This is a genomic window from Actinomycetes bacterium, from assembly GCA_035506535.1.
Lineage (GTDB): Bacteria > Actinomycetota > Actinomycetes > DATJPE01 > DATJPE01 > DATJPE01.
The window spans coordinates 26,724-52,893 of the sequence record DATJPE010000078.1; the positions used below are offsets into that span (position 1 = coordinate 26,724).

Genomic DNA, 26,170 nt, shown 5'->3' on the forward strand with positions numbered 1-26,170 from the left:
CGCGCGAGTCGCCGCCGCGTCGACGACGCTGGGCGTGACCCCCCTCACATGCCCACGGCGCTAGCTCCGCCCGACTCGGCGGAGTCCGGCGAGAGGGTCAGGCTCGGCGGCCGAGCAGCGCGAGCAGCCGGTCCTGCGCGGCGTCCGACCTCGGCTTCTGCGGGGTCCCGAACATCCCGGAGCCGGTGAGCGTCTCGGCGTTCGCCTCGGCGAACGCGAGGGAGTGCGCCACGCCGTCAGGATCCATGTCGTCGTCGAGGTCAGCTCCACGGGACAGGTCCCAGCCGTGGACGACGAGGTCGCACAGGACCTGGTCGGCGTACGCGCTGGCGGGGAAGTCGCCGAAGGAGAGGTGGACGGTCTGCTCGGCGTCCACCTCCGCCCACGCGGCGAGCGCGTCATCCATCGCGTTGTCCCACGCACCGACGGGGTCGTCGCCGAGCACGTCCCCCTCGTAGCGGTCGCCGACCTGTTGGATGGTCTCGCCCCGCAGCAGGTGCGGCGCCCACAGCTGCTCGTAGACGAGGTGGTTGACCAGGTCGCGCACCGTCCACTCCTCGCAGGGGGTGTCCTCGTCCCACTGGTCGTCCTTGATCTGGTGGACCCGGTCGGAGACGGCGTACGCCGACGCGGGGATCAGCGAGATGGCGTCCATACCGCCCATCCTGGCCCACCCCGGTGACCGTGCACAGCCCCGGCGTCAGCGGTTGTCGTGGCTGCCCGAGACGAGCGTGCGGATCACCCGGAGTGCGACCGACAGGGAGGCGAGGTCGGAGGACTCGCTGCTCGCGATCTCGGCCAAGGTGGCCTGGGTCCGTCCCAACCCCTCCGCGTTGAGCGCCTCCCATGCCTCGATCCGGCGATCCGGCTCGCCGCTGGGGGCGGCCCGTTGCACGGCCCTGGTGAGCATCGCGAGCGCGGAGTACAGGTCGTAGCGAAGCGACATCCGCGCCAGGGAGGACCAGCGGTCGTCCCTCGGCAGCTGGGTGATCCGGTTGAGCATCCGGTCGACCTCGAAGCGCTCCGACAGCGCGAAGTAGAGCTCGGTGACCGACTCGGGCTCCTCCCCCGACGCGGCCGCGAGCTCGCAGATGTCCAGCAGCGAGAACGCATCCAGCAGCCCGGCCACCTCGGCCGACAGTTCGTGGGGAGCACCCGCCGCGACGAAGTCGGCCGCCCTGCGCTCGAAGCGCTCGCGTTCCACCCCGCGCAGGAACTTGGGGACCAGCGGGGCCACCCGTGCCACGGGCGCGAAGTGCGCGATCTCGGCGGTGACGTCGACCGCCGACCGGCGTTCCTGGAGCAGCCAGCGGGTGGCCCGGTCGAGCAGGCGGCGCGACTCCAGGTAGAGCGCACTCTGCGCCGAGGTCGGCACGAGGGAGTCCAGCGCCTCGATGCGGTCCCACAGCGGGCGCAGCCCGAAGACCTCGCGAACCACTGCGAAGGCTCGGGCGACTTCCACCGGCGACGCGCCGGTCTCCTCGCAGGCACGGAAGACGAAGGTGATCCCGCCCCTGTTGATCATGTCGTTGACCAACGTGTTGACGATGATCTCCCGGCGCAGCCGATGGGCGGACAGCTCGTCGGCGTAGCGCTTGACGATCAGCGGCGGGAAGTACGCGCGCAGCGCCGCCGACGACCACGGCTCGTCGGCGATGCCGCTCGCCATGAGGTCCTCGCCGAGGGTGAGCTTCGAGTAGGCGACGAGGACCGACAGCTCGGGAGACGTCAGACCCTCCAGCGCCGCGTGCCGGCGCTCGATGTCGCCGTCCGACGGCAGGAACTCCAGCGCGCGGTCCAGGTCCCCGCGGCGCTCCAGCTCGCGGATCAGTCGATGGTGCACCGTCAACAGTGCGGGTGCCTGCGAGCGGGCGTTGCCGAGGACGACGTTCTGCTCGTAGTTGTCACGCAGCACGTGGTGCGCCACGTCGTCGGTCATCTCGACGAGCAGCTCGTTGCGTGCCTGCTCGGTGAGCTCGCCGCGCCGCACGAGGCGGTCGAGGAGGATCTTGATGTTCACCTCGTGGTCGGAGGTGTCGACGCCGGCCGAGTTGTCGATCGCGTCGGTGTTGAGCCGTACGCCGTGCTGCGCCGCCTCGACGCGACCGCGCTGCGTCAGGCCGAGGTTGCCGCCCTCGCCGACGACCCTCGCGCGAAGCTCGCGGCCATCGACGCGGACCGCGTCGTTGGCCTTGTCGCCGGCGTCGGCGTGGGTCTCGCTCGAAGCCTTCACGTAGGTCCCGATCCCGCCGTTCCACAGCAGGTCGACCGGGGCCAGCAGGATCGCGTGCACGAGCTCGGCCGGCGTGAGGTGGGTGACCCCCGCGGGCAGACCCAGCGCCTCCCCCATCTCGTGCGACACGGGCACCGACTTCGCCGATCGCGGCCAGACTCCTCCGCCCGAGCTGATCAGGTTCTTGTCGTAGTCGTCCCATGACGAGCGCGGCAGCTCGAACAGGCGCCGGCGCTCGGCGAAGGACGCCGCGGCGTCGGGAGAGGGGTCGACGAAAACGTGCCGGTGGTCGAACGCCGCCACCAGGCGGATGTGCTCCGAGAGCAGCATCCCGTTGCCGAAGACGTCACCGCTCATGTCCCCGATGCCGACGACGGTGAAGTCCTCGGCCTGCGTGTCGAGACCCATCTCCCGGAAGTGGCGCTTCACCGACTCCCACGCGCCGCGGGCTGTGATGCCCATCGCCTTGTGGTCGTAGCCGGCGGATCCCCCTGACGCGAACGCGTCACCCAGCCAGAAGCCGTACTCGGCCGCTATCTGGTTGGCGATGTCGGAGAAGGTCGCCGTGCCCTTGTCCGCGGCCACGACCAGGTAGGGGTCGTCACCGTCGTGACGCACGACGTCGGGCGGCGGCACGACCTCTCCGTCCACGAGGTTGTCGGTGATGTCGAGCAGCCCGGACACGAAGGTCCGGTAGCTCGCGACGCCCTCGGCGAGCCACGCGTCCCGGTCGGTGACGGGCTCGGGCAGCTGCTTGGGGTAGAAGCCCCCCTTGGCGCCCGTCGGGACGATGACCGCGTTCTTCACCATCTGGGCCTTGACCAGCCCGAGCACCTCGGTCCGGAAGTCCTCGCGGCGGTCCGACCAGCGCAGCCCGCCTCGGGCCACCGGCCCGAAGCGCAGGTGCACGCCCTCGACGCGTGGGCTGTACACCCAGATCTCGAAGCGCGGCCGCGGCTTCGGCAGGTCGGGGATCGCGTGCGGGTCCAGCTTGAACGACAGGTACGGATGGGGCTCGCCGTCCGCGGCCGGCTGGAAGGCGTTGGTCCGTAGCGTCGCGCCGATCAGTGCGAGGAAGGAGCGAAGGATCCGGTCCTGGTCGAGGCTCTTCACGTCGTCGAGCTCGGTCTGGACACGGGTCACGACCTGCTCGGCGACCGCCTCCCGGTCGCCGGTGAACCCCGGGTCGAGGCGGACCTCGAAGAGGTGGACCAGGTCACGCGTGATCCCCAGGTTGGCGGAGAGGCACTGCTCCACGTAGGACTCGCTGAAGGTCGAGCCCGCCTGCCGCAGGTACTTCATGTACGCCCGCAGGACGGCGACCTGACGCCAGGTCAGTCCCGCCAGGGTCACGAGGGCGTTGAGCCCGTCGGACTCCACCCTGCCTTCCCACACCGCGCGGAAGGCGTCCTCGAACAGCGTCCTCAGCTCGATCGGCGCCCCGGACGGGGCCGTGGCCGGTGCACCGCCGGGTCGCATGATGGCCGAGCGCATCGGGTCGTAACGCAGCCCGAAGTCGTACAGGTGCGCCTCCTCGGCGCCAGTGCGCTCGAAGACGTACGGGCGCTCGTCGGTGACCTCGACGCCCATGCGCTGCAGAACCGGGAGCACTTCGGACAGCGACAGCGCCGCACCGAGGGTGGCCACCTTGAAGCGCCGCTCGCCCAGCGCACAGCCGGGCGGCTCGTAGAGCTCGAGGGCCATCTGGGCGCCCTCGTCGAGCTGCTCCACGCGCCGTACGTCAGCGACGGCGTCGGCCGCGCTGAAGTCCTCCTTGTAGCCCTCGGGGAAGGCATGGGACCACCGCGCCGCGAGCTCGGCCGCCTCCTCCTCGCCGAAGGCGTCGCGCAGCGCGTCGCCGTAGTCGTCGATCCACGACCGGGTGGCCGCGACCAGACGCGCCTCGAGGGCGTCGGGGTCCACCTCGGGCAGTGGCGTCCCCGAGGGCACCCGGACGACGAAGTGAAGTCGCGCGAGGACGGACTCGGTCACCCGGGCCGTGTAGTCCACGGTGGTCCCGCGGTAGGCCTCCTTGAGGATGCGCGCGATCTCCAGCCGTACCGCGGTGGTGTAGCGGTCCCGCGGCAGGTACACCATGCACGACATGAACCGCCCGTAGATGTCGCGGCGTAGGAACAGCCTGGTCTGCCGGCGTTCCTGCATGGCCAGCACGGACATGACGATCGGGTAGAGCTCCTCGTCGGAGATCTGGAAGAGCTCGTCGCGCGGGTAGCCCTCGAGCAGCTCGAGCAGGTTCTTGCCGTCGTGGCTGTCCGGGGCGAAGCCGGCCAGCTCCTGGATCTGCCAGACCTTGCGACGAAGCACGGGGACGCGAAGCACGCTCTGGGTGTACGCCGTCGACGTGTAGAGACCCAGGAACCGCTTCTCCCCGGTGACCTGCCCGTCGGCGTCGAACACCTTCACCCCGACATAGTCGAGATAGGACGGGCGGTGGATGGTCGAGCGGGTGTTGGCCTGGGTGAGCACGAGGACATGCGGCTCTCGCGCGCGGGCCCGCTGCTCGGGCGGGAGGACGCCGAAGGAGGCGGACACGTGCTGGTCCGCGCGCAGGATCCCGAGCCCGCTGCCCGGGACGGCCACCAGAACGTCCTCGCCGTCGGTGCGGCGCAGCTCGTACTCCCGGTAGCCGAGGAAGGTGAAGTGGTTGTCCGCGAGCCAGCGCAGCAGCTCCCAGCCCTCCGACACCTCCTCGTCCGAGACACCGGCCGGCGGATCGGTCGCCAGCCCGTCGGCGATCGTCAGCGCCGCCCGGCGCATCTTCGGCCAGTCCTCCACCGCCTCGCGGACGTCGCCGAGCACCCGCACCAGCCGCGCCTCGAGCGCCTGGGCGTCGGACCCCGACAGCCGGTCGATCTCCACGTGCATCCAGGACTCGTGCACGACCGGCTCGCCCTCGCCGGCCTCCGCCTCACCGTCGACGATGCGGCGCAGCTGCCCGGTCACGGTCCTGGCGACCGCGAGGGTCGGGTGGACGACGAGGTGGATGCTCTGGACGCTCTGGTCGATCGCCATGGTCACCGAGTCGACGAGGAAGGGCATGTCGTCGGTGACGATCTGCACGACGGAGTGCCGCGCGCGCCCCTTCGCGTCGGGCGGCGGGTTGGTCACCGACACGCGCGCCACGCCGGGGAGCCGGTCTCGTGCCAGCTCGAGGTGGGCCAGGGCGGCGGCCGCGATGTCGGCCGGGTCACGGGAGACCAGGTCCTCGGCCGCGACGCGGCGGTAGTACAGACGCAGGAAGTCAGCGCCGGCCAGGCCGCCGGCGCCCCCGATGGGCTCCGTCGGCGCGGCGATGTCCGCCGCCCGCTCGATGAGGTCCCGCTTGGCCTCGTCACGCTTGCTCGGCATACCGCACCGCTCCGGTCGACGGACGCGACGTCGTTGTCGCGCCCCGGTCACTCTAGGACCTCTGGGATCACCCCAGGTGGGGGTACCGGTGGTCCCTCGGCGGGTCGAAGGTCTCCTTGATCGTCCGGGTGGAGGTCCAGCGCAGGAGGTTCTGGGCGGAGCCGGCCTTGTCGTTGGTGCCGCTCGCCCGCGCGCCGCCGAAGGGCTGCTGCCCGACCACCGCGCCCGTCGGCTTGTCATTGACGTAGAAGTTGCCCGCCGCGTAGCGCAGCAGCTCGCTCGCCTCGGCGATGGCGCCGCGGTCGCGAGCCACGATCGACCCGGTGAGGCCGTACGGCGCCGCCGACTCCATCTGCGTCAGGACCCGGTGGTAGTCGCCGTCGTCGAAGACGTGCACGGCGAGGATCGGGCCGAAGTACTCCGTCGTGAAGACCTCGTCGGTGGGATCGCTGCCCAGGACCACCGTCGGGCGCACGAACCAGCCCTCGCTCCCGTCGTACGTGCCTCCGGCGACGACGTCGAGACCGTCCGTGGCGTGGGCGCGGTCCACCGCCGCTGTCACGCGGGCGAAGGCCCGGCCGTCGATGACCGCACCCAGGAAGTTGGCGAAGTCGGTGGTCGGGCCCATGGCCAGCCCCTCGACGTCGGCGAGGAAGCGGTCCCGCAAGCGCGCCCAGACGCTGCGGGGCACATACGCACGGGAGGCCGCCGAGCACTTCTGGCCCTGGAACTCGAAGGCCCCTCGGACGAGGGCCACCCGCAGCACGTCGACGTCCGCGCTGGGGTGGGCGAGGACGAAGTCCTTGCCGCCGGTCTCCCCGACCACCCGGGGGTAGTTGCGATAACCGGCGATGTTCTCGCCGACCGTGCGCCACAGGTGCTGGAAGACGCGCGTCGACCCGGTGAAGTGGATCCCGGCCAGGTCGGGGTCGGCGAGCACCACGTCGGAGACCGCGACGCCGTCACCCGTCACCACGTTGATCACTCCGGGGGGCAGGCCGGCCGCCTCGAGCAGACGCATCGTGGTGTGCGCCGCGACCTGCTGGGTCGGGCTCGGCTTCCAGACCACCGTGTTGCCCATCAGCGCCGGCGCCGTCGGGAGATTGCCCGCGATCGCCGTGAAGTTGAACGGCGTGACGGCGTACACGAACCCCTCGAGCGGGCGGTGGTCGAGGCGGTTCCACACGCCCTTGCCGGAGACCGGCTGCTCCTCGAGGATCCGCTGCGCGAAGTGGACGTTGAAGCGCCAGAAGTCGACGAGCTCGCACGCGGCGTCGATCTCCGCCTGGTAGGAGGTCTTGGACTGCCCGAGGACGGTGGCCGCGTTCAGCCGCTGCCGCCAAGGGCCGGCCAGCAGTTCGGCGGCCTTGAGGAGGACCGCCGCGCGGTCGTCGAGGCCGAGCGCCCGCCAGCCGGGTGCCGCCGCCTTCGCCGCCGCGACGGCCGCCCGCGCGTCCTCGTGCGTCGCCCCGCGCAGGGTGCCGAGGACGTGCGCGTGAGCGTGCGGCTCCACGACGTCGATCGGCTCGCCTCCACCGAGGCGCTGTTCGCCCCCGATCGTCATCGTGAGCTCGACGTGCTGGGCCTGCTGCGCCTTCAGCGCCTCCTCGAGCGCCGCTCGCTCGGGGCTGCCGGGGGCGTAGTCCAGGACCGGCTCGTTGACAGGGACGGGGGTACGGGTGAGCGCGTCCACGGCTCCGATCCTGTCACCAGCGCCGCCCTAGTTCACCAGGTCGGCCAGCTCCTGGGTGGCGTACCAGAGCAGCTCCAGGTCCTCCGCGTCGCCGACCGCGAACTCGGCGTCCTCATCGCCCGCGTCGGCCGCCGCCACGAGGTCGGCTGCTCGAGCGACTACCGGTACGGCCTCCGGCTCGTCGACGTGCCCGGCGGCCACCGCCGCCAGCGGCACGTCCGCGGTGACGTCGACGGCGCCGTGCCCGCGCTCCGCACGCTGCCGCACGTCGCGGTCCGAGACATCGGCCGCGAGGACCACGCGGCGCCGCGGCGCGGCCGGGTCGGCGGCCAGCCGGCGGAGGGAGGCGCGAGCCGCTTCGGTGAGCGCGGCGTACTCCAGCGCCTCCGCGTCGTCGTCGACGTACCACTCCCGAAGGGCGGGGGTGACCGCATAGGCCTCGACGGGCCCGCCGAGGGCGCCCGTCGCCAGCAGCCCGCGGACCGTGGTCAGCGTGGCTGGGACGTACACCCTCACACCGTCTCCAGCAGCTCGGTGAGGGAGTCCTCGAGGCACTGGGCGAGAACGCCGAGGTCCGACATCGCGTCCCGGTCGGCCCACAGCCCGTAGTACACGCCGCCGTCGTAGGAGGTGACGCCGATGGCGAGGGCCTGCCCAGGTGCGAGGGGCACGACGGGGTAGGCGCGGACCAGCCGGGCGCCGGCGGCGTACAGCGGGCGCTGCGGGCCGGGAACGTTCGTGACCACGAGGTTGAACAGCCGTCTCGACAGTCCCGCCGCTACCCGGGCACCGAGGGCGTGCAGGGTCGGGGGCGCGAAGCCGGCGATTCCCGCGAGCGCCTGGGCGGCCACGGACTGACCGGACTCCTGGTGCGCACGCATGGCGTAACCCACCCGGTGCAGGCGCACCGCGGGGCTGATCTCGCCCACGGGCAGGTCCACGAGCAGCGCGGCGATCTGGTTTCCGGCGATGTCGTCGCCGATCCCCGGGCGGCGCACGCTGACCGGGACCATGGCCCGGACCACCGTGCTGGAGCGCACCGCCTCGCCGCGCGTCATCAGCCAGGAGCGCAGCGCGCCGGACACGACCGCCAGGACGACGTCGTTGACCGTGCCGCCGTGGGCCTTGCGGATGTGCCGGTAGTCGTCGAGGGAGGTGTCCACCCGGGCGAAGCGCCGCTGCTCGCCGATGGCCACGTTGAGCGGGCTGGGCGGCGCCTGCCGAGCCATCGTGCGGGCGGCCGCGAAGACCCCGCCGATACGGGCCGTGGTACGCCGCACGTCGAGCACCGCACGACGCGCGAGGTCGACGACGGCCGTGGGCCGCAACGCGAGCTGCCCGAGGGCGTGGGTGACCAGCTCGAGGTCGCTGGGCGGCCGGTGCGGCACCCACTCGTCGGCTGGGATGTCCCTGGGCTCCGGCGTGACGTCGAGGATCACCTGGCCGATCTCGACGGCGCCGATGCCGTCGACCATCGCGTGGTGGGTCTTCGTGATGACCGCGAAGCGACCCCCGGCCAGGCCCTCGACGAGGTACATCTCCCAGAGCGGTCGCGCCTTGTCCAGCGGACGGCTCATCACCCGGCCGACGAGCTCGTCGAGCTGCTCCTCCGTCCCCGGCCGCGGAAGCGCCGAGCGACGCACGTGAAAGGTCACGTCGAAGGCCTCGTCGTCCACCCACACAGGACTGGCCAGGTTCCCCGGCACCCGGTGGACCCGTTGGCGGTAGCGCGGGACCAGGGAGATCCGGTCCTCGATCAGCCGGACGAGGCCCTCGTAGTCGACCGTGTGGCCGTCGACCGGCTCGAAGATGGCCACCGAGCCGACGTGCATCGGCGTGCGGCTCTCCTCGAAGTAGAGGAACGACACGTCGAGCGGGCTCAGGGAGTCGACCACGGCACCTCCTGGGAGCGATCCTCCCATGAGCGGGAGCGTGCCTCCTCCGCCGACGACGCGTTGAACCTTCGCTTCCCCCCGGACGTAGGAGGTGGTGTGCCCAGCCGAACGGTCCGGGAGGAGGGAACGCTGCGCGCGCTCTACGACGAGCACGCAGCCGCGCTGCTGTCGTACGCCCTCCGGCTGACCGCCGGCGACCGCGGGCGCGCGGAGGACATCGTCCAGGAGACCCTCCTGCGGGCCTGGCGCCACATCGGCGCCCTCGACGAGGCACGCGGGTCCCGGCGCGCCTGGCTGGTGACGGTGGCCCGAAACGTCGCGGTGGACGCGCACCGTGCACGCGCGGCCCGTCCCCGCGAGGTGGCCGACGACGTGCTCGCCGTCGTGCCAGGGGCGGACGAGGTGGAGCGCGCCCTGGACCGCATCCTGGTCTCGGAGGCCCTGGCCGCCCTCTCACCGGAGCATCGCGCGGTGATCGTGGAGACCTACTACCGGGGCCGCTCGGTGAGCGACGCCGCCGCCGTCCTCGGCATACCCGCAGGGACGGTGAAGTCGCGGACGTACTACGCCCTTCGCGCCCTGCGGCTGGCGCTGACCGAACGGGGGGTGACGGCGTGACGTGCACCGAGGCCCGCCTGTCGCTGGGCGCGTACGTGCTCGGCAGCCTGGAGCCGGCCGAGGAGGCCGAGGTCCGCGCGCACCTCAAGGCGTGCCCGAGCTGCCGTGAGGAGCTGCGGGAGCTGGAGGGACTGCCGGAGCTGCTCGCCGACCTGAGCCTGGAGGAGGCGAGCGGGGACGTCGTGCCGTCCGAGACGCTCTACGCCGCGCTTCGGTCCAGGGCCACGCGCGAGGAGCGGGAGCTGCAGGCCGCGCGCACGCGGCGGCGGATGGTCGTCGCCGCGGCCGCCGGAGTGGCGGTGGTGGCGCTGGCCGGAGCCAGCGTCGTGTGGCAGGAGGCGCATCCCTCGCCGCGCACGTACTCGGCAGCCCAGGGACCGGTGCACCTGGCCGTCTCGCTCACCGCCCGCCCGACCGGTACGGGCATCTCGGTCCGCGTCCGCGGCCTTCCCGCCAACGAGCACTGCCAGCTCGTGGCCATCGGCAAGGACGGCAGTCGCGAGGTCGCCGGTTCGTGGGTCGCGACCTACGAGGGCGCGGCCCTGGTCACCGGGTGGACCGGCATGGCCCGCACCGACCTCGCGCGGGTCCTCGTGGTCGCCGAGGACGGTACGACCCTGGTCGGCACCGACGTGTGACGTCGGGCGTGACTCGACAGCGTGACGTCGGCAGCGTGACGTCGGGTGAGCGGCTCGCGGCCTAGTAGCCGCGACCGTGCCCGCCCGGGGACGAGGCGGTGGTGGTCGTCACCGAGGTGCCGGCGGGGCTCACCACCCACCACAGGCCCCCGCTGGCGTCCACGCCCTGCCCGCTGGTCGCGCCGGCCGCGCCGTCCCCGGCGTAGGTGTAGAGCGGGTGCCCGCCGTAGGTCACCTGCTGCGAACCGTCCTTGCGCGTCGTCGTACCCAGCAGGCTGGCCTTGGCCCGGCCGGCGGCGGCGGGCGTGCCGGTCGTGAGCAGCGGTGGCCAGTACGTCGCGCACGAGCCGTAGCACGCCGAGGTCGTCCCCGTGTCGGCGGCGAAGTCGTAGAGCGTGCGGCCCGAGCCGTCGGTCAGGTACGTCCCCAAGGCTCCGGACGCCGTCGTGACCACCGCTGATGACGAGCCGGTCGACCCCTGTCCCGTCGAGGGTCCGGCGGCCGGGCTCCCGGAGGAGCCGCCGGAGGACCCGCTGCCGCACGCCGCCAGGCAGAGGGCGGCCATGGTCATCGCGGCCCCGAGGAGGGGCTTGCGCAGGGAACTCGCAGAGGCTGGGCGCACGCGCATGGCTGGTCCTTTCGACGTCGCTCACCCCCCAACCACGTCCCCACCGGCCCGGTCGTTCAGTGGCCCGGGTCCTCGTGCGGGCGCGGAGGGTGCCGATCGCGAGGAAACCGTTGCCGTCATTGGTGATTCGGGGGTTGCACTCGCCTTCCCGATGCCCTACTATCGAACACATGTTCGAGTACGCCTCCGCCGTCGCGTTCCGCGCGCAGGACTACGAGCCGAGCCTGCAGTCCCTGCTCGCCGCCGAGTTCGAGGTGAGCTTGCCCGAGGATCCCGCCTTCTGCGCCCTGGAGCTGACCGAGGCGTGGGCGGACCTCGTCGAGTCCACGGGACCAGGGCCTGAGGCGATCTCGGTGCTGACGGAGGTCGATGCCGAGTCGCTCGACGCCGATGGTCGCGCCCGGTACGTCAGCGCGTGGGAGGCCAACGCGGCGTGGGTGGAGCGGCAGCGGCTGACGGCCCTCCACGCGCTCGCCCACCCGTGCCGCGCGGACGCGCCGAGCCAGGCATCCGAGGAGCCCGTCGGCACCGGGCCTGCCGTCGCGGGGGCAGTCCGGGACCGCGTGACGACGGAGGTCGTCCGGCTGGCGCTGTGCACCGGTGAGGTCCATGCCAGCCGGCGGCTGGACCTGGCGCACGCGTTGGACACGCGGCTGCCGCGCACCGGCGCCGCGCTCGCCGCGGGTCGGATCAGCGGCTACCACGCCCAGCTCATCGCCGAGCGCAGCGCCACCTTGACCGTGGAGGAGAGCGCCTGGCTCGAGGAGCGGCTCTTCCCCCGAGCGACCACGCAGTCCCCGGCGCAATTGCGGCGGACGCTGGGTCGGCTGCTGGCCGTTGCGCGCCCGACCGACCTGGACCGGGCGCATGCCGAGGCGGTGAAGGCGACCGACGTGGACTTCTGGGTCGAGGACCACGGCATGGCGACGCTGCGGGTCCACGGTCCCGCGCCGGAGGTGACCGAGCTGTGGCACGCGGTGTGCGCGGAGGCGAGGGCGCAGGCCACCGCCGCCCGCCAGGCCGGAGCCGACCGCCTGCCGATCGGCCGGCGGCGGCTCACCGCGCTGACGCGCTGCGTGCGCCGGGGCATGGACGACGTCCAGGCACGGCTCACCGACCTCGGACAGGTCAGTCCCGGCGACGACGAGCGCGGCTCACCCGACGCCCACGATGCGGAGCTCATGCTGGTCCGCGCCGCGGTCGAGGGCGAGGATCTCGCGCTGGTCTCCGAGGCTGAGCACGCTGTCGAGCACCCCGATCCGCAACTCCGAGACAGGGGGCCCGAGGAGACCACCGACGGGATCGACCCGACCAACCCGCTGCGGCTTCCCCCGGGGCAGCCGCCGCCGAGGCAGGTCAACGTGATCATCGACCTGCCGGTCCTGCTGGGGCTGCGGGATGGGATCGGGATCCTCGACGGCTACGGGCCGATCCCCGCACAGGTGGCCCGCGAGCTCGCGACCGACGCGACCTGGCGCCGAGTGGTGCTGGACCCGGTGGACGGCTGGCTGCTCGACTACGGCCGCACCCGGTATCGGCCGGGTCCGAGGCTGCGGGACCACCTCCTCGGCGTGGGTCAGAGCTGCCGCGCGCCCACCTGCACGGCGCGCCCGGTCGAGACCGATCACGTGCGCGACTGGGCAAAGGGCGGCGAGACGAGCGCGGAGAACATGGCGGGGCTGTGCCGACGCAGCCATGCCCTGAAGACGCGCGACGGCTTCACGGCGGCCAGCCGTCCGAGCGCTTCGATGGTCTGGACCACACCGGCCGGGACCACCTACGTCCGTCCCCCGGACGACCTTCGCGTCACCGACCACGGCCGCGGCGACCTCAGGGCCTGATCACACCGTCGACCTCGCCGCACGGTGCGGTCACGCGGCCCGCGCCGGCACGACCTGAGCGGCGAGGTGCTCCAGCGCGGCGACCAGCGCGGAGCGAGGCGCCGCCTCGACGAGACTGCGTCCGCTCGCCATGGCGAGGTCGCATGCCTCGCGGTCCTCGGGCAGGCACAGGGCGGGCACGAGCCCGGTGTGCCGGGCGATGAGGTCGACGACCGGCTGCTGCCCGAAGCCTCGGCGGTGGCCCCGCCGGGTTCGGTTGACGACCACGTGCAAGTCCCCGCCGACATGCGTCCGTGCCTCGGGCAGGCCGCGCAGCAGGCGTTGGAGGCCGACGGGGTCGGCGGACCCGAGGGCCACCACGACGTCCGCGGCCTGGAGGGCCGCGAGGGTCGCGCCGTTGCGACGAGGTGCCGCCGTGTCGTACACGATCTCCTCGTCCTGCTCCAGGCAGAAGCCGGCATCCACGACCGTGAGCGGCACCAGCCGACGGGCCACCTCCAGCACCACCTCGAGCGCGGAGGGGCGCAGCTCCGGCCAGCGCTGCGGACGGGGTAGGCCGCTCAGCACGCGCAGCCGGGGAGCGGCCTGCCGGGCGGCACGCGCGAGCGCCGGGGGGTCGAGCTGCCCGGTGTTCGCGGCGCGTACCGCCGCGAGGAGCCCGGACGCCTCGTCGAGCAGACCGAGGAACGCGGCGACCGACGCGCCGTAGGTGTCGGCGTCGACCAGGAGCGTGTCAAGGCCGGAGCGAGCCGCAACGGCGGCGAGGTTGACCGCCATGGTCGTGCGGCCCGGGGCACCTACCGGGCCCCATACCGCGAGGACACGCCCGGGTGGCGCGGCGTCCGGAGCGGGGGCATCGACGGGGGTCGTCAAGGCGACCTCCTCCGCTGGGTCCGGGACGGCGGCGAGGCCACGTGCGGCCGCGGTGCGGACCACATCAGCCCACCGGTCCAAGGGCAGGTCCGCGGACACGACGTCGTCGACGCCGAGCCGGCGTACGCGATGGATCGCGTCCTCGTCGCTCGGACCGACCACCGCCACCACGACGAGACCGCACGCCTGGAGCCGGGCGACCGCCTCGCGGTCGAAGCGGCGCAAGTCCGCGGACACGACGACCAGGTCGGCGGTACGCGCTGACGCCGCCGCGAGCAGGTCGGCGAGGTCGACGCACCGGCGGACCACCCGGGTGCCGCCCGAGCCTCGGTCCAGGGCGCCAACGACGGCTTGCTCCTCGGGCAGGCCCGGGAGGGCGAGCAGGACCGAGACGAGCACGCTCACGCCGAGGCGACGAGGTCGAGCACACCGGCCCGGGAGGCCGCGACGAGGTCGCTCACCTCCCCCGGTGGCACCGCGAGCACGACCCCGACCGAGTCCCCGGTCGGCCCGAAACGGCCACCGTCGGAGACGACGTCGTCCACGGTGGCGCCGGTGAGCACCACGCGGGTGGTTCCCGGCGACGCGGACGTGGTGACCACGGTGACGTACACGTCCACTCGTGCACCGTGGCGAAGGGCGCCCGGGCGGTGGAAGCGTTCGACCGGCACGGTCACCAGGCGCAGGTCGGGCGCCGCCGACGCCTCGGTCACGGCGGCGGCGGGCAGCAGCTCGCCCGCCGTGACGGGCCTCGAGAGCACGTAGCCGACCGGCGAGTCACCCGCGGCGGACAGGTAGGCCGACGCGGAGGACCCGAGCCGGACGTCGTGGCGCACGACATCCCCGGGTCGCAGCGTCGTACCCACGGCGAGGTCCCTCGCCGCCGCCCAGACCGCAGTGGTCCGCGCGGCCGACGCCATCGTGCGGGCCCCGAGGACGACCGCGAGGAGCACGAGCAGCACGCCGGCCACCAGCCGGGCGTCGCGCCAGCGCGGCCGCGCGAGGCGAAGGGCGGGAGGGGACGGCGGCGCCGGTGCCCCGGCCGCCCGACCCACCCCGGACTCGATCGTCGTGCGTGCCATGGAGCCTCCCCGGAGCACTGCGCTGGGGCGAGCATGCCCGAGCCCGGCCGATCAGGGAACGGGGCGTCCACATGCGCAGCCAGGCGTCCACAGACGGTGACCGCCGCGGGACGGCCCCCGGAGCGCTCTGCGACACTGCCCCCGTGCCCGACGAGCCCCGGTTCCTCACCTTGAGTGACGTCGCCGAGGTCCTCAACGTGTCCTCGGCCCAGGTCTACTCGCTGGTCCGCAGCGGCGACCTGCCCTCGATCAAGATCGGCGGTCGGGGGCAGTACCGGGTCGAGCGGGACAAGCTCGAGGCCTACATCCAGCGGCTGTATGCCGAGACGCAGGAGTTCATCTCCACCCATCCGTACACGCGCGACGCGGCCGGGGAGGACGACGGCTCCGAATGAGCCAGACGACGACCGACTCAGACCCCGAGGTGCGTCAGTCGTGCGCAGCCGCGTGCACCGCGCGGATCCCCGCGAAGGCGACGTAAACGCTGGCGGTGCTCGCCTCGCCCGGCTCGCTCGTCGCCAGCTCGAGGTGATCGGCGCCCACCCGCTCGACCCGACCCCAGCGACGCGAGCCGTCCACCGACTCGACGCTGACGTGGGCCCGGTCGCGCGCGAGCGCACGCAGCACGTGCCCCAGTCCCAGGCGGGCAGCGACCAGCCCCTCGCTGCCCGGCTCGGCGGCGCGCCCGGTCAGCCCGTGCACGGCGACCACCGCGGCCAGCGGGACCACGACCTGGGCCTGCTGCCCGGGCGAGAGCAGCACCCAGTCCGCACCGACCCGGGTGAGCGCGCCACGCACATGCGCCCCGGGCAGGTCCAGAGCCACGGTCCGGCCCTGGTTGCCGCGCAGCCGGTCCACGAGCCGCAGCCGCGCCGTCTCACGACGGGTCCGGTCGGCCACCTCCGCCCGCAGGTCCTCCTGCTCGGCCGCGTCCCACTGCGCCTCCAGGTCGTCGAACAGACGCTCCCAGCGCACCGGCGCACCCTACGCGTCAGGGCAGCCGCACGTAGCCGTTGCGGGCCTTGAAGAGGAAGTACTTCTCGAAGCCGAGCTTCATCCAGTGGGCCTGGGGACCAGGGAGCAGGAGGCCGTGCTTGCGGGGTGGGAGCATCCGATCGGCGAGCATGACCACGCCGTTGTTCCCGGCGTCCATGACGCACACAGCGTGGATGTCGCCGAAGGTCTTCTCGACGCTCGGTATCTCCCCGCGCACCTGCGCGGCGATGTTCTTGGCGGCGGTGTGCGCCTGGACCTCGGTCGGGTAGCCGGTCTTCGGGATCCCCACCGGCACCGCGGTCTGCCAAGGCACCTGGACCGCGGCAGCGATGCCGACGACGTAGACGTCGTCGTACTTCTCGCTCTGGTACGTCGGACGGACCGGCAGGTAGCCCTTCTCGTCCGGTGCCAGCGCCTTGGCACCCAGCGTGACCTCCTGGCCGATGAAGGGCGGGATGACCATGGAGTACGCCGACGGAAGGGTCGTGCCGTCGGACAGGACGACGGCGTCCGGAGCGACGTGGTCGATCGCGACCGCAACCCGCGTCTCGATCGCCTCGCGCTTGGTGAACATCCCGAGCAACTTCTCGCCGCGCGGCAGGCCACCGATGCCGAAGTGGCCGAGGAAGGGCTCGGAGCTCACGTACGTCAGCTTGACCCGGTCCTTCAGGCCGGCCTTGCCCAGGCGGTAGGACAGGTTGAAGAGGAACTCGTACGCCGCTCCGAAGCACCCCGCCCCCTGTGACGCGGCCACGACCACGTCACCCGGGTTGTCCAGGAACCGGCGCCACCGTTCGCCTGCCCTGGTGGCGTCAGGCAGCGTCGTGATCGTCACGGCGTTCTCGGCCATCCCCGGGATCGCCGCGACGTTGTTGCGATACCCCGTGGCGATCACCAGGAAGTCGTAGTCGTGCCATGTCCCGGCGCCGTCGAGCACTCCCTTGCGGTCGGGGTCGATGGAGGTCGCCGACGCGTGCACGTACTCGATCCCATGACGCTCGAAGGTGGGGGCCACCGGGAAGGTGATGTCCTGGGCTCGACGCTTGCCGAACGGCAGCCAGATCAGGCTCGGGTTGAACACGAAGGACTCGCTCGGCGACATGACGGTGACGTCGACGTCGCCCCGAAGCTCGTGCTTGACCGCCAGCGCGGCCGTCAGACCACCGAAGTTCGAGCCGAGGACGAGCACCTTCTTGCGCATGGCGAAGCCTCCTCTTGGGATACCCAGGAGGGTATCCGACTCTGCCACGGCGCAGTCAGGGACGAAGGTCCCTGGACGACGACGCGATGATGCTCGCCCTCCTTGCTCTCTCTCACCCGTTTCCGTCTGCTACCCCGACGTCTCACGGGCGAGGGCGGGCGAGGTCGGCAGCCGGCTGGAGGCCCCGAGCGCGGCGAGGACCACCAGGCAGGTCACGGCGAACCCGAACAGCAGCCCGTCCTGCAGCCCGAGGCCACGCGCGGCCGTCACGGTGACGGCCACTCCGACCATCCCCGGGCCCACCGCGGTACCGAGCACGTCCGCCAGCTGGTACTGCGCGAGAGTCGCGACCTCGCGGCCCGGCACCGCCTGGTCGGTGGCGAGGACCCCGATCGCCGGGTAGGTCATCCCCATCCCGAGCCCAGTGAGCGCCCAGGCCGCGAACACGAGCACCGAGGACGACGTCGAGACCGCGACGACGACGCCGAGGACGCCCGCGAGCATGAGCGTCTCGCCCACGGCCGCGACCCGTCGTACCTGCCAGAGCGCCGCCATCCTCGACTGGGCCCAGGTGCCCACCGTCCACGCAAGAACGCCGCACGTCACGACCAGGTCGGCCACCGTCAGGCGCATCCCGACGACACCGGTCAGGAACGCCGGCAGGAAACCGTCGACGCTGTAGAACACCACGCTGGACAAGAATCCCGACGCCACGACCGCGGGCAGGCCGCGTGCGGCGACGAAGGTGCCCCTCGGCAGGATCGAGCGCAAGGCGATGACTGCGACGAGCAGTGCCGGTGCGCCCAGGCCCAACCCCCAGGAGCCACCGACGCTCAGCGCGACCAGCGAGACGAGCACAGCGACGGAGAAGACGAGCAATGTCGCGGTGGCGGCACCGGCGCCGGGTGCCCCGCCCTCGTCCTGGCTCGCGTCCCGGTCGAACAACGCCGGTCGCAGCATCGCGACCGCCGGTACCACCAGGGGAAGGATCAGCGCGAAGGCCCACCGCCACCCCAGCGTGGAGGCGACCAGACCCCCGTACAGCGGACCGAGCAGGCCGGGAACCGCCCATGCCAGGGCGAGCGCCGCGTACATCCGCGGCCGCAGACGAAACGGGAAGCGACGGGTGAAGATCGCCAAGAGCAGCGCGTAGAGCGCCCCCGACCCCGCCCCCTGGATCAGGATCCCGACGACGAAAACCGCCGCGTCTGCGGCGGTGAACACCACGACGCTGCCGACCGCGAACGTGGTCACGCTCGCGTAGAACACCGCCCGCAGACCCCACCGGCTCACCAGACGGGGGGTGAACGGCAGCACCACGACGGTCGCCACCTGGGAGGCGCTCAGCGCCACCCCGTACAGCCGTACTCCGCCCAGATCGGCGACCACGGCCGGCAGGACCGCCACGGTCACCAGCACCTGGATCGCGACCAAGCCCTCCATGAGGAGCAGACCGAGGGTCGTGCGCCGAAGTCCGGGCGAGAACAGCTCGCCCCAGCGGGGTGCCGCGCCAACGCCCTGGGCGCCGAGGACGCCGTCCTGCGGCCCGGAGCGCGCCGACGGTGTCATCGGGCCATCCTGCCCGCACTCGGTGCGACGGGTCGCTAGCGCACGTACGAGGTCAATGCCCCGTTGTCCACGCGTCGCATACGTTCGTCGAGCCCGGACCCGCCGACGCTGACCCCGCCGAGCCACGACCGCTGGGTGTCGTCCTCGTCCCCCCACAGCCAGTACACGTGGCCGCCCAGGACGGTGACGGCGTATGGCGAGTTCCACAGCGAACGACTCACCTTGACCCAGCCCGGGTCCACCCGGGTCCCGTCGAGGCGCGCCCGCCCGATCGTGCCGTACCAGCCCTTGGTCCCACCGGCCCAGAAGATCCATCCGCCGCCCACCGCGATGCTCTGGGGGCAGGAGTCACCGAGGCCGCGCACGACCCAGTCGATGTGCGGGTGGTCGCCGTACTGCGACAACGCGACCCGACCAATGCGGCCGTTGCCGCACTGGCTGACGTACACGTACCGGGTGTCGACGGCCAGGCCGTCGGCGACGTCGTACTCGTTCTCCTTGGGCAGGCGAAGGTAGCGGTGGAGCACGTTGTGTCCGAACAAGGTGGAGCGCGACAGGTGGGTTCCGTCGATCCAGAACAGGTGCGAGCTGTTCGCGGTGAGGTACTGGAAGGTGTCAGCGTGGCGGACCGTGACCCGCACGCGGTGCGTCGCCATGTCGGCGGAGTCGACGTCCACCGGACCCCGGTAGCCCTTGGGCCCCCACGTGAGCCAGTACACCCGCCCGTTCGACGCCGCCACGGCGTCCAGGAGCTCACTGGCCTGCGCCGAGGCACGGGCCAGCCGATACGGCGCCCTATGCGACCCGGGACGCCAGGCCACGAGGTACGGGCCCTGCTGGAAGATCAGGCCGTCCCGGGGCGCCGCCACCGCGTGGACGACTGGGCGAAGCGTCGTCGCCGTCCCCTCCCCGCGCTCGGGGTCGCCAGGGGTCCCCGGCGTCTCGGCCGACGACACGGCCGGTGCGGCCAGGAGCGCAGCCGCAACGCTGAGCGCCGCAGCAACCGCTCGCGCCGCTCCCCCGCGCACGCTCACCCCTCGCTGATCGACCGACGCCGGACGGGCGCCCCCGGGGTGATCATCCCAGGCATCCCGGGTCGGGGCGAGCGTCGGCGCCAATCCCCCAGCTGTCCACAGTCGACCGCCAGGTATTGACACCCCAATCTGCCGGGGGATTACCTACCTGAATCAAGGTAAACATAGGTAAACGTGCCATTCAGGGGGTGGGCATGCGACGATCGTTGGGCCTGGTCCTCGCCGCGACAGCCACGGCCGCCGGGCTGGTCGGTCTGCTGGCCATCGGCCCCGCACTCGCCTCGGGCCCACGGGCGCCCGCGTGGCCGGTCATCGACCGTGGGCCGCAGCAGCCTCGGCACGCGGCCCCGGTGTACGTCGTCCGCCCCGGCGACACCCTCTGGGCGATCGCCGCCCGGCACCTTCCCGGCCGGCCGGCGGCGGCTGCCGTCGCCCGGGCCTGGCCCCGGTGGTGGCGGGCCAACACCGGCCAGGTCCGCGACCCGGACCTGATCCGACCCGGTCAGCGCCTGCGCGTCCCGGCGGCCCGGCCATGAGCGTCGCGACCGTCGACCCGCCCCGGACCCCTCCCCGCCTGCGCATCGTCCCCGCCCCGAGGCCCCCCGACCACGACCCCGCTGCCGGGACGCCCTCGCTCGCCTCCGCACAGGACGAGCTGCCCCTCGAGTGGGTGCTGCCGGGCGGACTGCCGGCCCGACCGGACCTGCCGCTGGTGCTCGTGCGGGGCGGCCAGCAGAACACGGGAAGCACGGAGAACAGGGCGGATGGCAAGGCGGATGGCAAGGCTGGGGACAAGGGGGACGACCAGGACGACTTCGGCCCGGTGCCGACCCCGCGGGCGGAGCTTCCCCCGCCCGGACCGTGGGCGGGACGCCTCGTGCAGGCCCTCGTCGAGGTGGTGGCGGGAGACCGCCCGATCGCTCAGCTCGTGCGCTGGACCGACGAGGAGGTCTACGGGCAGCTGAGGCGGCTGGTCTCCCGGGCGCCACGGGGCCACCGGACCCGGGCCAGCGTCCGCTCGGTCCACGTCGCCGAGCCGCGCGACGGCATCGCCGAGGTCTGCGCCGTGGTCCACGACGGGACCCGGGCACGGGCATACGCCCTCCGGCTCGAGGGCAGCGACGGCCGCTGGCGCTGCACCGACCTCACGGTCGGTTAGGCATCGGAGGCGTCAGCGGCCCCGCTTGCGGGCCTCCCGCATCGCGCGGCGCCGCTCGGCCCGTGACGCGCCCTCCGGCAGGTCGGCGAGCGGATCGCCGGCAGCCTCCTCGGAGTGCAGCACCCCGGCCTCCCCGTCCACGCTGGGCGCGGAGTACTCCAGCCGCGAGGGCCGCTGCTCGGTGAGCCCCTTCGCCACGAGGTGCGGCTGGACCTGCCGGGCCGCCGCGGGGACGTTCTCACCGGGCAGGGGCACGTCCTCCACGCCCTCGACGGGTTCCAGGGCGGTGGGCTCGGCAGCCTCGGGCGCCGGCTCTTCCACCTGGACCTCGACGTGGAAGAGGTAGCCGACCGACTCCTCCTTGATCCCGTCCATCATCGCCTGGAACAGCTCGAAGCCCTCTCGCTGGTACTCCACCAGCGGGTCGCGCTGGGCCATCGCCCGCAGGCCGATGCCCTCCTGCAGGTAGTCCATCTCGTAGAGGTGCTCGCGCCACTTGCGGTCGAGGACGGAGAGCACCACCCGCCGCTCGAGCTCGCGCATCATCTCCTCGCCGAGCTCGGCCTCGCGCGTGTCGTACGCCGCGTGCGCGTCGGCCCTGACCTCCTCGGCGATGAACTCCTCGGTGAGGCCGCTGCGCTCGCCGCCCACCCGCTGCTCGAGCTCCGCGACGCTGAACGAGATCGGGTAGAGGGTCTTGAGCGCCTGCCACAGCTGGTCGAGGTCCCATTCCTCGGGGAAGCCCTCACGGGTCGCCCCCTGGACGTAGGCGTCGACCGTGTCATCGATCATGTGGCGGACCTGCTCGTGCAGGTCGGCACCGTCGAGCACCCGGCGCCGCTCCTCGTAGATCACCGTGCGCTGCCGGTTCAGCACGTCGTCGTACTTGAGGACGTTCTTGCGGATCTCGAAGTTCTGGGCCTCGACCTGGGTCTGGGCGCTCTTGATGGCGTTGGTCACCATCTTCGCCTCGATCGGCACGTCGTCCGGGATGTTCATGCGCTGCAGGAAGGAGTCCACGACGTTGCCGCGGAACAGCCGCATGAGGTCGTCCTGCAGCGACAGGTAGAACCTGGACTCGCCGGGGTCGCCCTGGCGGCCGGAACGGCCACGCAGCTGGTTGTCGATGCGCCGCGACTCGTGGCGCTCGGTGCCGAGGACGTACAGGCCGCCGAGGTCGACCACCTCGTCGTGCTCGGACTCCACGGACTTGCGCGCCTTCTCCAGCGCGTCGGGCCAGGCGGCCTCGTACTCCTCAGGGGACTCCAGCGGGGACAGGCCGCGCTGGGCGAGCTCGGCCGCCGCCATGAACTCGGGGTTCCCGCCGAGCATGATGTCGGTGCCGCGGCCGGCCATGTTCGTGGCCACGGTGACAGCGCCCTTGCGGCCGGCCTGCGCGACGATCTGTGCCTCACGCTCGTGCTGCTTGGCGTTCAGGACCTCGTGCGGGATGCCACGACGGCGCAACAGCGTGGACAGCAGCTCGGACTTCTCCACGCTCGCGGTCCCGACGAGCATCGGCTGGCCCTTGGCGTTGCGCTCCTCGATGTCGTCGAGGACCGCGTTGAACTTGGCCTCCTCGGTGCGGTAGACGAGGTCGGACTGGTCGGCGCGTCGCATCGGACGGTTGGTCGGGATCGGCACCACGCCGAGCTTGTAGATCTGGTGGAACTCCGCCGCCTCCGTCATCGCCGTACCGGTCATCCCGGCGAGCTTGTCGTAGAGCCGGAAGTAGTTCTGCAGCGTGATGGTCGCGAGCGTCTGGTTCTCGTCCTTGATCGGCACGCCCTCCTTGGCCTCGATGGCCTGGTGCATGCCCTCGTTGTACCGGCGCCCCTGCAGGATGCGGCCGGTGTGCTCGTCGACGATGAGGACCTCGCCGTTCATCACGACGTAGTCCTTGTCGACCTTGAAGAGCTCCTTCGCCTTGATGGCGTTGTTGAGGTAGCCGACGAGCGGGGTGTTGACCGACTCGTAGAGGTTGTCGATGCCGAGGATGTCCTCGACCTTCTCGATGCCGGACTCCAGCACGCCAACGGTGCGCTTCTTCTCGTCGACCTCGTAGTCGCCGTCGATCCCCTTCTCCGGGTCACCGCGCTTGAGGCCCGCGACGATGCGCGCGAACTCCGAGTACCAGTGGGTGGCCTGGTCGGCGGGCCCACTGATGATGAGGGGGGTCCGCGCCTCGTCGATGAGGATGGAGTCCACCTCGTCGACGATCGCGTAGTGGTGGCCGCGCTGCACGAGGTCGTCCTGGCTCCAGGCCATGTTGTCGCGCAGGTAGTCGAAGCCGAACTCGTTGTTGGTGCCGTAGGTGATGTCGCAGGCGTACTGCTCGCGCCGCTCGTCCGGGCGCATCGTGTTCAGGATGACGCCCACGGACAGTCCGAGGAAGCGGTGGACACGACCCATCCACTCGGCGTCGCGCTCGGCCAGGTAGTCGTTGACCGTGACGATGTGGACGCCCTTGCCGGTCAGGGCGTTGAGGTAGGCAGGCAGCGTCCCGACCAGCGTCTTGCCCTCACCGGTCTTCATCTCCGCGATGTTGCCGAGGTGCAGGGCGGCCCCGCCCATGAGCTGTACGTCGTAGTGGCGCTGGCCCAGGGTTCGCCGCGCCGCCTCGCGAACCACGGCGAAGGCTTCGGGAAGCAGGTCGTCCAGCGTCTCGCCGTCGACGTAGCGCGCCTTGAACTTCTCGGTCTCCTCGCGCAGCTCGGTGTCGGAGAGCGCCGCCATGTCCTCCTCGAGGGCGTTCACCTGCGCCGCGATCCGCTCGAGCTTGCGCAGGATCTTGCCCTCGCCGGCGCGCAGGATCTTGTCGAGGATGGCGGGCACGCGTGGTCTCCCAGTGCGATCGTGGACGGCGTCGTCCGTCGGGGGGTCACGGCCCGCGGGGTACGGCTCCCGGCGGGAGCGCGGACCTGCCCCTCCGCCTCTCATCGTAATGGGGTCGTGACCTCTTGACCGCCTGTGCGCAACCCGGTCGCGGGGCGACCCCGCGGCGCGGTAGGAACATCGGGTGCTGACCGTCCCCGACCTGAGCGTCGGCCGGCTGGAGCTGGGCGCCTTCCGCCTGGAGGACGCCCCGGAGCTGCTCCGGCTCGTCCTCGACGATCCCGTCATGGTCCGCTTCAGCGGCTCGCTGCGTCACGTCCGCACCGAGGACGACGCGCTGCGCTGGCTCGAGCGCCGCCACGCCCCCGGGCGCCTGGAGTGGGCTGCCCGTGAGGGCGGGCGACTGGTGGGCCGGGTGGGGCTGCACGACATCGAGACCGAGCTGGGGCAGGCGGAGCTCGGCTACGGCGTCTTCGCGCCCTATCGCGGCCGCGGGATCGCCTCCGCCCTGGCCGGCGCGGTCACGGCGTACGCCTTCGAGTCCGTGGGCCTGAACCGGGTGGAGCTGCTGCACGCCGTGGCCAACGCCGCCTCCTGCCGGGTGGCGGCGGCGTGCGGGTACGCCTTCGAGGGCCTGCTCCGCCACTGCCTGCTCGACGACCGGCTGGTGGCCGAGGACGGGCACCTGCACGCGCGGCTGCGCGACGACCCGCCCGGCCCGCTGACGGGAAGCACCGCGGTCGAGCTGCGCGGTCACGGGCTGCTGCTCCGGCGCTGGCGAAGCGACGACGCGGGCTTCGTGCTCGCCGCGCTGGCCGACCCCGGCATCCGGCTCTGGAACCCGATCACGGTCGACGGCCACGAGGTCGCCGACCTCGACGACGCCCGCCGACTGACGGACGTGCTCGCCGACTGGACCGGCTCTGGCCGCGGGCGGCAGTGCCCCTGGGTGGTCGAGTCCGGCGGCGCCGCGGTCGGGATGGTGGCGATCCACCACCTGGACATCGAGGCCTCTTCGGGCGAGCTCGCCTACTTCGTCCTCCCCCGGGCGCGGGGGCAGCGCGTCGGCGCCCGGGCGAGCGACGTCGCGACCCGATGGGCCTTCGCGGAGCTCGGCCTGCGCCGCCTCGCCCTCTACCACGGCGTGGAGAACGCGGCCTCCTGCGCCGTCGCCCGCCGCGCCGGCTTCGCGCAGGAAGGTCTCCTGCGGGCGTCGTACCGCTATGGCGACGGCGAGCTGCACGACGAGCACCTGCACGCCCGGCTCGCGGAGGACCCGGAGCCGGTGCTGGGCTAGCGGGTCCTGGGCTGGCCGCTCGTCAGAGCGGCGAGCCGACCGGCCAGGTCGTCGCCCCGGCCGGTCACGACGACGTCGTCGAGGCCGAGCCATTCCGCCAGCAGGCGAAGCTCCGCGGCGAGCTCCTCGGGGAGCCGTTGCGGCGCACCCGGCTCGGCCCAGGCCGCCTGGACGAGCAGGGCCCCGCCCGGGCGGTCCGCCTTGACGTCGACTCGGGCGACCAGGGTGTCGTCGAGCAGGAACGGGAGCACGTAGTAGCCGAAGACGCGGTCCTCGGGCTTGGTGTAGATCTCGATGCGGTAGCGGAAGCCGAACAGGCGCTCCACCCGCTCGCGCCGCCACACCAACGGGTCGAAGGGCGCCAGCAGCGCCCGGGCGGCGACCGTGCGCGGGACGCGGGCGTCCCGGTGCAGGTAGGCCGTACGTCCCCAGCCGTCGACCTCCACCGGCACGAGGTCCCCAGAGTCCACGAGCTCGGCGACCGCCTGCTTGGAGTCCGGCGGCTTGAGCCGGAAGTAGTCGCGCAGGTCCGGCTCCGTGGCGACCCCGTGAGCGCGGGCGGCGATGCGCGTCAGCTCGCGGAAGGCCTCGTCCTCCGGGGGGTCGGGGAGCTCTCGGACCGGGCGCGGCAGGACCCGGTCGGTGAGGTCGTAGCGGCGCTCGAACTGCGGCGTCCGCCCCGCGGAGCTGACCAGCCCGCAGAAGAACAGATACTCGAGCGACATCTTGACCATCGACCAGTTCCATCCCCACTCCTCGCGGGTGCGGGGCCGGTCGTGCTCGAGCGCGGCCTCGACCTCCAGCGAGGTCATCGGGCCGTTCGCGCGGATCTCCTCGAGCACCGCGTCGACGAGCGCGGGGTTCTCCGCGACGATGCGCTGCATCGACCCCCACGCCTCCTCCTGCCACCGGCCCATCCGCCAGCGCAGCAACCGGTGCGTACGGGGCGGCACCAGGCTCGCGACGTGCGCCCAGTACTCGACCAGCCGCCGCGGCGGGCGGCTCGTGGCCCGGTCCAGCAGGCCCACGTCGTACGGGCCGAGGCGGGAGAACAGCGGCAGGGTCTGGGCCCGGGTGAGGACGTTGACGCTGTCGATCTGGAGGACGCCGATCCGGTCGACGACGCGCGTGAGGTCGCGCATGCCCGGCGCCGCCGGGCGCGGCGCGGCCAGCCCCTGCGCGGCGATCGCGGTCCGCCGGGCCTGCGCC

At 72.5% G+C, this 26,170-nt stretch carries 21 protein-coding genes; 7 read left to right on the top strand and 14 right to left on the bottom strand.

What is annotated here, in order from left to right:
* Positions 1-97: 97 nt before the first annotated feature.
* The 5 genes from VMI11_13105 to VMI11_13125 form a co-directional block, all read right to left on the bottom strand.
* Entirely contained in the window at positions 98-655 is a 558-nt protein-coding gene (locus VMI11_13105) for a TIGR03086 family metal-binding protein (protein ID HTY73345.1), read from the bottom strand.
* A 45-nt stretch (positions 656-700) separates the two neighbouring features.
* On the bottom strand, positions 701-5,602 hold the full coding sequence (locus VMI11_13110) for an NAD-glutamate dehydrogenase (GenBank protein HTY73346.1): 4,902 nt from the start codon (positions 5,600-5,602) through the stop codon (positions 701-703).
* Positions 5,603-5,669: 67 nt separating this feature from the next.
* Positions 5,670-7,295, bottom strand: a complete 1,626-nt coding sequence (gene pruA, locus VMI11_13115; GenBank protein HTY73347.1) for an L-glutamate gamma-semialdehyde dehydrogenase — start codon at positions 7,293-7,295, stop codon at positions 5,670-5,672.
* A 27-nt stretch (positions 7,296-7,322) separates the two neighbouring features.
* Positions 7,323-7,811 (bottom strand): hypothetical protein, encoded by a 489-nt coding sequence (locus tag VMI11_13120; GenBank protein HTY73348.1) that lies wholly within the window; start codon positions 7,809-7,811, stop codon positions 7,323-7,325.
* Positions 7,808-9,190 carry a wax ester/triacylglycerol synthase family O-acyltransferase gene (locus VMI11_13125; protein ID HTY73349.1) on the bottom strand — a complete coding sequence of 461 codons (1,383 nt, stop codon included), beginning with the start codon at positions 9,188-9,190 and terminating at the stop codon, positions 7,808-7,810. The genes VMI11_13120 and VMI11_13125 overlap by 4 nt, the downstream gene beginning before the upstream one ends.
* Before the next feature lie 96 nt (positions 9,191-9,286).
* Between VMI11_13125 and VMI11_13130 the strand changes: the two genes are divergently transcribed.
* A complete protein-coding gene (locus VMI11_13130) occupies positions 9,287-9,808 on the top strand; it encodes a sigma-70 family RNA polymerase sigma factor (protein HTY73350.1) in 522 nt (173 codons plus the stop codon).
* Positions 9,805-10,446: a zf-HC2 domain-containing protein gene (locus tag VMI11_13135; protein ID HTY73351.1), complete on the top strand. Its 642-nt coding sequence runs from the start codon at positions 9,805-9,807 to the stop codon at positions 10,444-10,446. The genes VMI11_13130 and VMI11_13135 overlap by 4 nt, the downstream gene beginning before the upstream one ends.
* 61 nt (positions 10,447-10,507) lie before the next feature.
* Here the strand turns inward: VMI11_13135 and VMI11_13140 are convergent, their stop codons facing one another.
* The gene (locus VMI11_13140; protein HTY73352.1) at positions 10,508-11,074 is read right to left on the bottom strand and encodes a hypothetical protein; all 567 of its coding nucleotides are present in this window, start codon (positions 11,072-11,074) and stop codon (positions 10,508-10,510) included.
* Between the two features lie 170 nt (positions 11,075-11,244).
* On the opposite strand from VMI11_13140, the gene VMI11_13145 reads away from it, so the two are divergent.
* Positions 11,245-12,915, top strand: a complete 1,671-nt coding sequence (locus VMI11_13145) for a DUF222 domain-containing protein (GenBank protein HTY73353.1) — start codon at positions 11,245-11,247, stop codon at positions 12,913-12,915.
* A gap of 30 nt (positions 12,916-12,945) precedes the next feature.
* Here VMI11_13145 and VMI11_13150 read toward each other — a convergent pair whose 3' ends face one another.
* Together VMI11_13150 and VMI11_13155 are read right to left on the bottom strand one after the other, a co-directional pair.
* Positions 12,946-14,193: a chromosome partitioning protein gene (locus VMI11_13150; protein HTY73354.1), complete on the bottom strand. Its 1,248-nt coding sequence runs from the start codon at positions 14,191-14,193 to the stop codon at positions 12,946-12,948.
* The gene (locus VMI11_13155; protein ID HTY73355.1) at positions 14,190-14,870 is read right to left on the bottom strand and encodes an SAF domain-containing protein; all 681 of its coding nucleotides are present in this window, start codon (positions 14,868-14,870) and stop codon (positions 14,190-14,192) included. Before VMI11_13155 ends, VMI11_13150 begins: the two co-directional genes overlap by 4 nt.
* A 143-nt stretch (positions 14,871-15,013) precedes the next feature.
* Between VMI11_13155 and VMI11_13160 the strand changes: the two genes are divergently transcribed.
* A complete protein-coding gene (locus VMI11_13160; protein ID HTY73356.1) occupies positions 15,014-15,265 on the top strand; it encodes a helix-turn-helix domain-containing protein in 252 nt (83 codons plus the stop codon).
* A 34-nt stretch (positions 15,266-15,299) separates the two neighbouring features.
* On the opposite strand, the gene VMI11_13165 is transcribed toward VMI11_13160, so the two are convergent.
* The 4 genes from VMI11_13165 to VMI11_13180 form a co-directional block, all read right to left on the bottom strand.
* The gene (locus VMI11_13165) at positions 15,300-15,845 is read right to left on the bottom strand and encodes a hypothetical protein (protein ID HTY73357.1); all 546 of its coding nucleotides are present in this window, start codon (positions 15,843-15,845) and stop codon (positions 15,300-15,302) included.
* 16 nt (positions 15,846-15,861) lie between these two features.
* On the bottom strand, positions 15,862-17,067 hold the full coding sequence (locus VMI11_13170; protein HTY73358.1) for an FAD-dependent oxidoreductase: 1,206 nt from the start codon (positions 17,065-17,067) through the stop codon (positions 15,862-15,864).
* 129 nt (positions 17,068-17,196) lie between these two features.
* A complete protein-coding gene (locus VMI11_13175) occupies positions 17,197-18,636 on the bottom strand; it encodes an MFS transporter (protein HTY73359.1) in 1,440 nt (479 codons plus the stop codon).
* A 35-nt stretch (positions 18,637-18,671) separates the two neighbouring features.
* The gene (locus VMI11_13180) at positions 18,672-19,670 is read right to left on the bottom strand and encodes a hypothetical protein (protein ID HTY73360.1); all 999 of its coding nucleotides are present in this window, start codon (positions 19,668-19,670) and stop codon (positions 18,672-18,674) included.
* Positions 19,671-19,864: 194 nt separating this feature from the next.
* On the opposite strand from VMI11_13180, the gene VMI11_13185 reads away from it, so the two are divergent.
* Both VMI11_13185 and VMI11_13190 read left to right on the top strand, forming a co-directional pair.
* The gene (locus VMI11_13185; protein ID HTY73361.1) at positions 19,865-20,206 is read left to right on the top strand and encodes a LysM domain-containing protein; all 342 of its coding nucleotides are present in this window, start codon (positions 19,865-19,867) and stop codon (positions 20,204-20,206) included.
* The gene (locus VMI11_13190) at positions 20,203-20,829 is read left to right on the top strand and encodes an Rv3235 family protein (protein ID HTY73362.1); all 627 of its coding nucleotides are present in this window, start codon (positions 20,203-20,205) and stop codon (positions 20,827-20,829) included. The genes VMI11_13185 and VMI11_13190 overlap by 4 nt, the downstream gene beginning before the upstream one ends.
* A 12-nt stretch (positions 20,830-20,841) precedes the next feature.
* On the opposite strand, the gene secA is transcribed toward VMI11_13190, so the two are convergent.
* Entirely contained in the window at positions 20,842-23,664 is a 2,823-nt protein-coding gene (secA, locus tag VMI11_13195; GenBank protein ID HTY73363.1) for a preprotein translocase subunit SecA, read from the bottom strand.
* 184 nt (positions 23,665-23,848) lie between these two features.
* On the opposite strand from secA, the gene VMI11_13200 reads away from it, so the two are divergent.
* Complete coding sequence (locus VMI11_13200; protein ID HTY73364.1) at positions 23,849-24,961, top strand: GNAT family N-acetyltransferase; 1,113 nt, start codon at positions 23,849-23,851, stop codon at positions 24,959-24,961.
* On the opposite strand, the gene VMI11_13205 is transcribed toward VMI11_13200, so the two are convergent.
* Positions 24,958-26,170, bottom strand: a 1,213-nt coding sequence (locus VMI11_13205; GenBank protein HTY73365.1) for a crosslink repair DNA glycosylase YcaQ family protein, incomplete at its 5' end; no start/stop codon positions are given. The genes VMI11_13200 and VMI11_13205 overlap by 4 nt on opposite strands.